12 protein-coding genes and 1 pseudogene are annotated in these 9341 nt (G+C 45.3%); 9 read left to right on the plus strand and 4 right to left on the minus strand.

Annotated elements, in window-relative coordinates:
* The 8 genes and pseudogenes from HMPREF1024_RS0127655 to HMPREF1024_RS01860 all read left to right on the plus strand — a co-directional run.
* Positions 1 to 359 (plus strand): annotated as a pseudogene (locus HMPREF1024_RS0127655) (IS5/IS1182 family transposase); the annotation flags it as partial.
* Positions 360 to 429: 70 nt separating this feature from the next.
* Entirely contained in the window at positions 430 to 1281 is an 852-nt protein-coding gene (locus HMPREF1024_RS01890) for a GTPase family protein (RefSeq protein ID WP_009309811.1), read from the plus strand.
* A 564-nt stretch (positions 1282 to 1845) separates the two neighbouring features.
* Positions 1846 to 2535 (plus strand): hypothetical protein, encoded by a 690-nt coding sequence (locus HMPREF1024_RS01885; RefSeq protein WP_009309812.1) that lies wholly within the window; start codon positions 1846 to 1848, stop codon positions 2533 to 2535.
* 210 nt (positions 2536 to 2745) lie between these two features.
* Positions 2746 to 3192: an antirestriction protein gene (locus HMPREF1024_RS01880; protein ID WP_009309813.1), complete on the plus strand. Its 447-nt coding sequence runs from the start codon at positions 2746 to 2748 to the stop codon at positions 3190 to 3192.
* Between the two features lie 10 nt (positions 3193 to 3202).
* Positions 3203 to 3679: a DNA repair protein RadC gene (gene radC / locus HMPREF1024_RS01875; RefSeq protein ID WP_009309814.1), complete on the plus strand. Its 477-nt coding sequence runs from the start codon at positions 3203 to 3205 to the stop codon at positions 3677 to 3679.
* 13 nt (positions 3680 to 3692) lie between these two features.
* Positions 3693 to 4019, plus strand: a complete 327-nt coding sequence (locus HMPREF1024_RS01870) for a type IV toxin-antitoxin system YeeU family antitoxin (protein WP_009309815.1) — start codon at positions 3693 to 3695, stop codon at positions 4017 to 4019.
* 23 nt (positions 4020 to 4042) lie between these two features.
* Positions 4043 to 4384 (plus strand): TA system toxin CbtA family protein, encoded by a 342-nt coding sequence (locus HMPREF1024_RS01865; protein WP_009309816.1) that lies wholly within the window; start codon positions 4043 to 4045, stop codon positions 4382 to 4384.
* A 116-nt stretch (positions 4385 to 4500) separates the two neighbouring features.
* A complete protein-coding gene (locus tag HMPREF1024_RS01860; protein WP_009309817.1) occupies positions 4501 to 5334 on the plus strand; it encodes a DUF4942 domain-containing protein in 834 nt (277 codons plus the stop codon).
* Between the two features lie 347 nt (positions 5335 to 5681).
* On the opposite strand, the gene HMPREF1024_RS01855 is transcribed toward HMPREF1024_RS01860, so the two are convergent.
* The 3 genes from HMPREF1024_RS01855 to HMPREF1024_RS01845 are packed head-to-tail and all read right to left on the minus strand — an operon-like array spanning position 5682 to position 8007.
* Complete coding sequence (locus HMPREF1024_RS01855) at positions 5682 to 6476, minus strand: SIR2 family protein (protein ID WP_009309818.1); 795 nt, start codon at positions 6474 to 6476, stop codon at positions 5682 to 5684.
* Positions 6476 to 7030, minus strand: coding sequence for a non-canonical purine NTP pyrophosphatase (locus HMPREF1024_RS01850; protein ID WP_009309819.1), 555 nt, complete (start codon positions 7028 to 7030; stop codon positions 6476 to 6478). The genes HMPREF1024_RS01855 and HMPREF1024_RS01850 overlap by 1 nt, the downstream gene beginning before the upstream one ends.
* Positions 7027 to 8007 (minus strand): adenosine deaminase, encoded by a 981-nt coding sequence (locus HMPREF1024_RS01845; RefSeq protein WP_009309820.1) that lies wholly within the window; start codon positions 8005 to 8007, stop codon positions 7027 to 7029. The genes HMPREF1024_RS01850 and HMPREF1024_RS01845 overlap by 4 nt, the downstream gene beginning before the upstream one ends.
* 302 nt (positions 8008 to 8309) lie before the next feature.
* Between HMPREF1024_RS01845 and HMPREF1024_RS0127660 the strand changes: the two genes are divergently transcribed.
* Positions 8310 to 8831 carry a TetR/AcrR family transcriptional regulator gene (locus tag HMPREF1024_RS0127660; protein ID WP_048983331.1) on the plus strand — a complete coding sequence of 174 codons (522 nt, stop codon included), beginning with the start codon at positions 8310 to 8312 and terminating at the stop codon, positions 8829 to 8831.
* Positions 8832 to 9117: 286 nt separating this feature from the next.
* Here the strand turns inward: HMPREF1024_RS0127660 and HMPREF1024_RS01840 are convergent.
* The coding region (locus tag HMPREF1024_RS01840; RefSeq protein ID WP_009309821.1) for an IS5/IS1182 family transposase at positions 9118 to 9341 on the minus strand (224 nt) is incomplete at its 5' end.

A 9341-nucleotide genomic window follows, 5' to 3' on the forward strand; every position in this document is an offset into this window, starting at 1 on the left:
AGCCGCGGCAGACGGGGCTTACGATACCCGGCTCTGTCACGATGAACTGCGCCGACAAAAAAATCAGCGCGCTTATTCCTCCCCGAAAAGGAGCAGGTTACTGGCCCGGTGAGTACGCAGACCGCAACCGTGCCGTTGCTAATCAGCGGCTGAGCGGAAGCAATGCACGGTGGAAATGGACAACGGAATATAACCGTCGCTCGATAGCGGAAACGGCAATGTACAGAATGAAGCAGTTGTTGGGAGATTCACTGACGCTGCGTGACTACGATGGTCAGGTAGCGGAAGCTATGGCCATGGTGCGTGCGTTGAACAGGATGACAAAGGCCGGGATGCCAGAAAGCGTGCGTATTGCCTGAAAATCCAGCCAGCTACAGGGTCGTTCGCACGAAATCTTATTTATTCAACAAAGCCGATACCAGTGATATCATGCGTACCTGCCTAAATTTCTTACCCCAACAAACGACTGAACGTATTATTTCCCGTCTGCAACAGGCAATTCACTACGAGCCCGTAATTGGCATTATGGGCAAAAGCGGGGCGGGTAAGAGCTCGCTTTGCAACGCCCTGTTTCAACAACCGGTATGCCTGACCAGCGATTTGCTGGGCTGTACCCGTGAACCTCAGCGGATAGTGCTCACCGTGGGCGAGCGCAGCATGACACTGGTGGATTTGCCTGGAGTTGGCGAGACACCGGAATACGATGCGGAATATTCGGCGCTGTATCAAAAGTTGCTGACGGAGCTGGATTTGATTATCTGGGTCCTGCGTGCTGATGATCGTGCGCGGGCGGTGGATATTGTCACGCACCGGTCACTACTTGCTTATGGCGCGGATGCTTCCCGTTTCCTGTTTGTCATCAGCCAGGCAGATCGCATTCCTCCGTTGCCAGAACCTGCCGGTCAGGCTGTTCCTTCAACTGAGCAGTGCCTTTCACTTGCGGTTATCAGTTCGCAGATTGCTGGTCAGTTGCCGTCCTCTTTCCCGGTGATGGCTGTTTCAGCACATACCGGCTACAACCTGCATGCTCTGGTGGAACTGATGATACACGCGTTACCTGTACAGGCCAGTAGCGCTTTTTATTGCCAGTTAAAGCCAGAAAATCATACGGAGGAGAGTGATGTCGCTGTACGTCAGCGTTTTGGTGAAATAGCCGGTTCGGCTTTTGATACGGTGATCACTTCTGAGCCTCTGCCTTCTGGCTGGAGCTTGTTGCTGAGGAGGCTGCGGGAAAAACTGGTACAGCTTGCATCGGAATTATGGGAGAGGATTTTTGGCTGAACCGGACAGACTCAGCCACGGACAGATGTAAACCCGTTACTTTTTATACCTTACGGATAAGGTTCGTTTTACGTAGTTCTTACCGATTTCATAGTCCGGGTTCCATGTCGCCAGATTATGCACACCGATTGCGGCGGCGCTTACCGCTCCCAGAAGTGCTGTTGGTGACCACAGGGAGCCTGCCACCGCAGTGCTTCTGTATTCGGTGTATACACGGCAGGTTAATTTCTTCTGCTGATGTTTAATCGCGTACCCCTCTCTTTCTTTGAATCTATAAATGTCCCTGGGCATGCGCCTTAGGGTCAAACGTTGCACTTTTTCAGGGCAGTGTATGTCAGAAAAGAATATATCGATCTGTATAAACGATCAATAATAAGAAATTGATCGTTATTATCTATCAATAATAACTTTCGATATCCATGAATTGATCGTCTTAACCTATCAAAAAGTAAGGATATCCTAGCTCGTTTCGCGCCGTTTCCTGCTCCTTTGACAGATGTTGACTGATTAATAACTTATGCAGTGGTTCTTTCCCGACCGCTGCTGCCAATCCACAGGTGATTTATGAAAACCAGAACAATAATTGCTCTTTTTCTCTCCGCCGCCTCTGTCTCTGCGCAAGCAGGCAACTGGATGGTGAAAAACGGATGGTGCCAGACCATGACGGAAGACGGTCAGGCGCTGGTTATGCTGAAAAAAGACACTATTGGTATCTTCGGCCAGTTGCAGGGGTGCCCCAACGGTCAGCAGGAACTGATGGGAAGCCGTATCAGTATTAACGGGAATTTGATCCCCACCTCTCAGATGTGTAATCAACAGACAGGCTATAAAGCTGTTGAAATCGAAGGCGGACAGGCACCCGCCGCAGCCAGGAAAGCCATTGAATCAATTGCCGCTCAGGATAATTCCAGCGTGCAGGTCTTTGGCACACAAATGAAATTTACCCGTGGTGATATGCTCCAGGTTTGTCCGAAATATGTCAACGCTCTTACAGGCGCATCAGCAGATGCCACCGGGAACAAGCCGCTGAAAGTCAACAAAGGTTCGGTAATGAAAGCGGCCAGACAGGCGTACACGAAAGAATATGACCGTGAAACGGCAGACGCCGCTGATTTTGGCAGCTATGAAGTGAAGGGAAATACGGTGGTATATGAAGTCTACAATGCCGCTTACCGCACCTACGATAAAATCGTTGTTACTGTAGGATCTGATGGTAACGCCACCGATGCAAAGGTGGAGTACATGGGGCAATAACCCCCTGGTATTGTTTCTGACTCAGTCATAAAGGCCGTGCCTCCATCGGGAAGCATGGCCTTTTTGTTTTTATGCCGCCTCACTCATTGCATCACCTGTCACAAGAGTAGGCAGAAATGACTTCTCACCGCGTCTTAACCCCCTGATTTAACGACTCATCATCACGCCAGCCCTGACCGGCTGGCTTTTTTATTTTCGGAGTGATTAATCATGAATACTGCAATCACTGACGTCACCTTATCGTCAGACACTATTTTCGCCACGCCTGTCGCAGATGAACAGCGCCCCGGTTTCTGGTCGCAGCATTTTGCCGCTATTCCACAGTGGATATTACTGGAGCCACGCATCTTCGCCTGGATGGACCGTTTCTGCGCGAATTACAGCGAAGGTATCTGGAATTTTTACACGCTCAGCAACGGCGGGGCCTTTATGGTGCCGGACACTGACCGCGATGCGCAATGGCAACTCTTTAACAGCATGAATTGCAATGATGCGCAAATGAGTGCAGAGGCCGCCGGAATTACCGTCTGCCTTATCGAGTACAGTCATCACGCCTGCCGTACCGGGTGCGATGCCATGACAGCGCACTTTTATCGTCTGCGCGAGTATGCTCTGCGCCATCAGGAATGCTCCGCCATCATGCGCATTATCGACTGAGGATACAGGTATGACTTTCAACTTATCACTACCGCAGGAACTACCGCTGACAACCCGGCGTACTGTTCAGCGTGCCCTGTCGTTGCTTGAACACCATCTGCGCGAACCTGGCGTGTCATTCACGTCCACAACGGTTGTCCGGGACTGGCTGCGCCTGAAAATGACCGGGCTGGAGCGCGAAATGTTTCTGGTGCTGTACCTTAACCAGCAAAATCAGCTAATTACTCACGAAACCCTGTTTACCGGCACTATCAACAGCACGGAAGTGCATCCCCGAGAAGTGGTGAAATCAGCCCTTCGCCATAATGCAGCCACCGTGCTTTTTGCCCACAACCATCCCTCTGGTGAAGCTGAGCCCAGCCAGGCCGATAGGCGGATTACCGCCAGACTGGTAAAGGCGCTGTCTCTGGTAGAAATTCGGGTGCTGGATCACTGCATAGTCGGAGGCATGACAGTGGTTTCATTTGCCGAACGTGGCTGGTTATGAAGGAGGGCAAAAGATGCCACTGACTGATGCCATACAGTGGGGATTAAAGCGAAGTTTCACACCGAATTTTGGCGCAAGGCTGGTACAGGAAGGCAACCGACTGCACTACCTGGCTGACCGGGCCAATATCACCGGTAAGTTTGTTGATGTTGAATGTCAGAAGCTGGAAGAAGCATTCCCGCATTTTATCCGCCAGATGGAACTGATGCTGAGCACTGGCGAACTTAATCCCCGTCATGCGCACAGCGTCACTCTCTACCACAACGCTTTCACCTGTGAAGCCGATACTCTCGGTAGTTGTGGTTACGTCTACATCGTTATTTATCCCACTCAAAGTTAAACTTTTTTCACACGCGAGAAAAAATGAAAACCTTACCTGCAACAACTCAGCGGGCGGCTAAGCCGTGCCCGTCTCCCGTGACAGTCTGGCAGATGCTACTTACCCGTCTGCTGGAGCAACATTATGGCCTTTCTCTGAATGACACGCCGTTCAGCGATGAAACCGTTATTCAGGAACATATCAACGCCGGTATTACGCTGGCTGATGCTGTTAACTTTCTGGTGGAAAAGTACGAACTGGTACGTATCGATCGCAGAGGGTTTAACTGTCAGGAACAGTCACCTTATCTACGGGCGGTAGATATTTTACGGGCTCGGCAGGCAACCGGTCTGCTGCAATATCGTCGTAACACCTTGTCGCTCTAAATTCTGCGAGCGGCTTTCCCGTTTTCCATCCCCCGATCTTTTTTCCTTATTAACTCATTGCATAATGCGCCCGCCATTCCCGGCGGGCGTGTTTGCTTTTATACGGACAAAATACCATGCAAACAGAAGCTGAAATTTTAACCGATCATAATGAGCTGATTTGCTCCACCAGTATTGAACGCATCGTCACAGGACGTAATGCTGCGTTGAAACAGATTGAGGCGCTGATTTGTCAGCTAGATGACGTTTCCCGACTCACTTCAGAAATTGGCGGCGACATAGCGAGTCATTGGGCGATGCGGCAGGGCCATTCTTTCGACTGCTGGCTGGTGCAACCTGTAGATAAAGCGATGCCAGTCATCACCCGCAATATCGACCGTAGCATCTGGCGCGATCTGATGCTGAAGTCCGGGATGTTAACGTTGATGGATGCCGAAGCCCGTAGCCAGTGGGCGAAGAATCTGGAGGAGGGCGATCTTCCGGCCATTAGCGAAGCCAATATCCTGAGTACCTTTGAACAGTTGCACCATAACAAGCAGGATGTTTTTGAACGTGGAATTATCAACGTGTTCAAAGGGCTAAGCTGGGACTATAAAACCAATAATCCCCGCTACTTCGGTAAGAGGATTATCGTTAATAGCTTGGTGAAGTACGACAAATGGGGTTTCAGTCTGAACTGGGGCTGGCGGCGTGACCAGCTCGCCGATCTGGAGCGGATGCTGTACCTGTTGGATGGCAAAACCATTCCCGATAACCGGCATGATATCTCTATCCGGTTTATGAATTTTTCGCGCGACAATCCGCATCAGCAGGTTTTTGAGGACGATTTGTTCCTCATACGCTACTTTCAGAAGGGGAGTGGGCATATCACGTTTAAGCGTCTGGATCTGGTGGAGAAGATGAATGACATTGTGGCGAAGCACTATCCAGGGATGTTGCCTGCCAAATGATAGATAATGTGTATTAGTCGTGACTTGAACTGACGGTTTTCACTGATGGTACACAATCAAATCTGACAGTCTGCTTTGAGCGAAAATCGGACAGGAACATTCTGGTTAATAGATATCAATGCTAACAAAGAAGCTCCCGATGGAGCTTTTGAAACCGCGTCCACATAATGAAATAAAAGGATTTATTTCTGGTCATGCCCACACATTGACCACGTCGAAGTAAGTAGCTCCGCTTCGCGGAGCTACTTAAGATAATTTCTATGTAGTTCCATGCTATGATTTAATTTTCAAGTTACAAAATATAAATCTACAAATGTCCATTTGGGTGTAAAATTACACAATCCTATCTATACTAATACGAAATTCTTCAAAAACTCTTCCAAAGACTCGCCTGGATTATCGTTTTCTGATGAAATCATGCCTATTCTCCACTGTTCCAATATTTCCTCTTGAATTGGGTTTGGTCGTGGTAAGAAAATATAAGACTTTGGCTGTGCTTCTTCTAACTTTTGCTCTTTCCAAAGCTTGGACAATTTATAAAATAGTAGTCTGATATTAATATCTGACAGACTATACCCAATAAAAAGAACTGATTTCCCGAGAACATCAGATCTAAACTTTATATCCAATGGAGTCTCAAACTCTAACCGTTGAAAGTAACTTGTTTCATCTAATACAATTGAACTATCGTCATCAAAGTCCCCATGAAACTTGATTATTTGCGTCTTATTATTATCTATTTTTGCAATATCAGAAACTGATGATATTTTTGTATACTCTTTACCATAGTTTGATAAGGCAGTTTCAATCCATCGGTCGTAATTTGTAGTATATATAATAGGGAAATTAGCTTTAGCTATGTACTCGTGAACTTTAGACTTTTTGATATCTATATCGCTAGAGTGCCACATTCTATCCATCCAGCTTCTAAGAGGCCCTATCTTGCCTTTTTTCAACTTGTAATACTCAGCTAACTCTAGTGCACTACCGAATGTACGATATATATCTGGGTCATAACCTAACTCAGTTGCAATGTGATCAACCAATTGACTCCATGATGGCAAACCTAAGTTCATTGACACACCAGCACCAACAAAAAGGATAACATTTCCTTTTTTATAATCAGAAAGTAATTGCTCCATTATTTTCCTCCCTCTAATAGATATTCTTTAAATTTATCGAAAGCTTTTTTCCTCATAGATATTTCATTTTTCCTGTCCCCCATCTCAGCAAAAGTCTCACTTTCGCCATCAGGAATAAATATGCAATCCCATTGAAAATCTCGAGGGCCTTTTGGCACAGGAGATATCGTACCTTGAGTTTCACCTTCGAAAATATAGATTTTCATCGAATCACAATAGCCGATTATGGTTTTAGCAACTAAACGAGGGTTTTCACTTGTTCCTAATAATTGTGAAAATTTATCAGCTTGAAGCTTATCCCAAAATATTTGCGTTAAGCCACCCGGGAAACCATTGAGGCTTTCTATATATAGTCCAGTATGTTCGACAAAGACCGGTCTCCCAACTAATTTAAATGCTTTTAATAATTTATCTTTAATTAACGCATGGACATTTTCAGTTTGAATTTCATCTATAGAGTGTTCAGATGCTAATACAACTACTCCTGTACCTGATAGAATTTCATTTATTTCTTTAATTTTATGTCTATTTCTGGTTATGAATCGAATGTTCATTTCACACCTTTAAGAAAGCTATATCGCTTTTGAGTTTCATACATATTATCCATGACTATAAAATTCTTGGTCTCTTGCATAAATGCGACATAATCTTCGCTCAAGCTTGATCTGTGAATAGCTGGATTATCTGAGCAAATCACAAACGGAATATTATGGTTAATCATTTCGCCAACTGGATGAGGATCGATATCAGAGACTGCACCTGTCAAACGATTACTAATAGGACAAACCTCAATGCAAATGTCCCGTTCTCTAATCAAATCCATTATCTCCGGAGATCTTATAACAGCAGTACCATGTCCGATACGATCAGCTCCATAACTAATTATGGCATTCCTTATATTATCAGCATTTCCAGTCTCACCCGCATGAATTGTTATGCCTAGTCCATATTTGTCTTTAGCACTTCTAAATAAACTTGCAGTCTCAGGTGGTGGTGTTATATCTTCATTACCAGCCAAGTCCAAACCAATCACCCCTGCTGGACATCCTAGACTTTTGTAAGCACCAAGAAGAGAACGAAGATGTTCGGGAGCATATTCACCACGCGTAATAGTTAGAATAAGCCCGGCTTGAATGTTGAATTTTCTAGAAAAAAAGTCAATATCATCTAAAACCCACTTCAATGCTTCGGAAACAGAAATGTTATTAAGGAGTGCTATGTATATAATGCTATTTCTTAATTCAACAAACTTAATATTCTCAGCAATTAGATTTGAAAATGCACTCTCAATCATAATAGATAAATCAAAGCGACTTGCAGGAATGAGCCTTAAAAACTGCCATGGCTTTAAATAATCCACTAGTGATCTTGCTGGGTGTGTTACATTCAAGTCAGTATCTATATTAAAGTGTTCAGGCATTTTAATAATATTTTTTTCTAGGACCCCCCTAATTACTTGAGTGCTTACCAATCCATTCAAATGAACATGTAATTCTCCTTTATCCATCATTCGAGCTTCGTAAAGATCCATTTTAATTACCTTATATATCTAAACTCTTAGTTTTCTCTTTTTTACCATAGGAATAATCCAAAATAAAGACCTTGTTGACTAAACCCTCATGTACAAAATGCACACTTACTCAAAAGGATTTGGAGGCAATCTCGACCTCCATGATTTAGTTCCTAGGGATAAGCAGAAATCTAGCACTGGATTAAAATTTAAAAATAATAATCAATAGGTTATAATGGTTTTTTATTCGCATCCATGTGATCTGCTGCTGCCCGCATGATGTTGGATGCGACGGCGCTGGCACGACCTCACCCGGTGAAACGATGAAACGCGAAAGGGTTGTTCTTCGGGAGGGTGCAGTTGGACTTTCAATCGATGCCGTTGCAAAAGAGGCTGGCGTCAGTAAGGCAACGGTAATGTACGATCATAAGTCAAAGCAAGATTTGCTCAGCGATCTCATCAGTCGCCTTATGTCAGTAGAGGAGGAACGTGTTCAGCAAGCGATAGCGGAAAGTAATAATACCCCGCATCCCGCACTCTATGGGCGAATTATTTCAGCCAGTAATGCTCTCAGTCATACCGAGAGAGCAGTAGTGCTGGCGGTCAGCGCATCGTTAGCTAACGATACGAATATCAGGGACACCATGCGTTCCTGCACAAACAAAGATTTGGATGAGATAAAAAGAGGACCAAAACCAGACGCTGCCGTCCTGGTATATCTGGCGTTATCTGGTATCTACTGCCAAGAATTTTTTGATTTTTACAAATGGTCTCCTGGCGAGCGAGATAAAATTATCGAAGGCATTCGCTGTTTGTATGAATCATACCCTGACAAGTCTGAATAAATAATGTCTCCGGGAATGACATTTCATGTGCGACTAATTCGCGATATTCCTATACGTAAAGGTCCGCTTTTAGCACAGAGCTGCCTGTCAGATTAGATTTAGATCTGTGCCATAGCTTTTTCAGGTAAAATCTGAGCTAAGGAAGGTGCGAATAAGCGGGGAAATTCTTCTCGGCTGACTCAGTCATTTCATTTCTTCATGTTTGAGCCGATTTTTTCTCCCGTAAATGCCTTGAATCAGCCTATTTAGACCGTTTCTTCGCCATTTAAGGCGTTATCCCCAGTTTTTAGTGGGATCTCTCCCACTGACGTATCATTTGGTCCGCCCGAAACAGGTTGGCCAGCGTGAATAACATCGCCAGTTGGTTATCGTTTTTCAGCAACCCCTTGTACCTGGCTTTCACGAAGCCGAACTGTCGCTTGATGATGCGAAATGGGTGCTCCACCTTGGCCCGGATGCTGGCTTTCATGTATTCGATGTTGATGGCCGTTTTGTTCTTGCGTGGATGCT

It is taken from the genome of Klebsiella sp. 4_1_44FAA (assembly GCF_000238715.1).
Lineage (GTDB): Bacteria > Pseudomonadota > Gammaproteobacteria > Enterobacterales > Enterobacteriaceae > Klebsiella > Klebsiella pneumoniae.

Coding starts and splice junctions, on each gene's coding strand:
- HMPREF1024_RS01890 (WP_009309811.1), top strand. CDS start 430: ATGCGTACCTGCCTAAATTTCTTACCCCAACAAACGACTGAACGTATT.
- HMPREF1024_RS01885 (WP_009309812.1), top strand. CDS start 1,846: ATGAAAACCAGAACAATAATTGCTCTTTTTCTCTCCGCCGCCTCTGTC.
- HMPREF1024_RS01880 (WP_009309813.1), top strand. CDS start 2,746: ATGAATACTGCAATCACTGACGTCACCTTATCGTCAGACACTATTTTC.
- radC (WP_009309814.1), top strand. CDS start 3,203: ATGACTTTCAACTTATCACTACCGCAGGAACTACCGCTGACAACCCGG.
- HMPREF1024_RS01870 (WP_009309815.1), top strand. CDS start 3,693: ATGCCACTGACTGATGCCATACAGTGGGGATTAAAGCGAAGTTTCACA.
- HMPREF1024_RS01865 (WP_009309816.1), top strand. CDS start 4,043: ATGAAAACCTTACCTGCAACAACTCAGCGGGCGGCTAAGCCGTGCCCG.
- HMPREF1024_RS01860 (WP_009309817.1), top strand. CDS start 4,501: ATGCAAACAGAAGCTGAAATTTTAACCGATCATAATGAGCTGATTTGC.
- HMPREF1024_RS01855 (WP_009309818.1), bottom strand. CDS start 6,476: ATGGAGCAATTACTTTCTGATTATAAAAAAGGAAATGTTATCCTTTTT.
- HMPREF1024_RS01850 (WP_009309819.1), bottom strand. CDS start 7,030: ATGAACATTCGATTCATAACCAGAAATAGACATAAAATTAAAGAAATA.
- HMPREF1024_RS01845 (WP_009309820.1), bottom strand. CDS start 8,007: ATGGATCTTTACGAAGCTCGAATGATGGATAAAGGAGAATTACATGTT.
- HMPREF1024_RS0127660 (WP_048983331.1), top strand. CDS start 8,310: ATGAAACGCGAAAGGGTTGTTCTTCGGGAGGGTGCAGTTGGACTTTCA.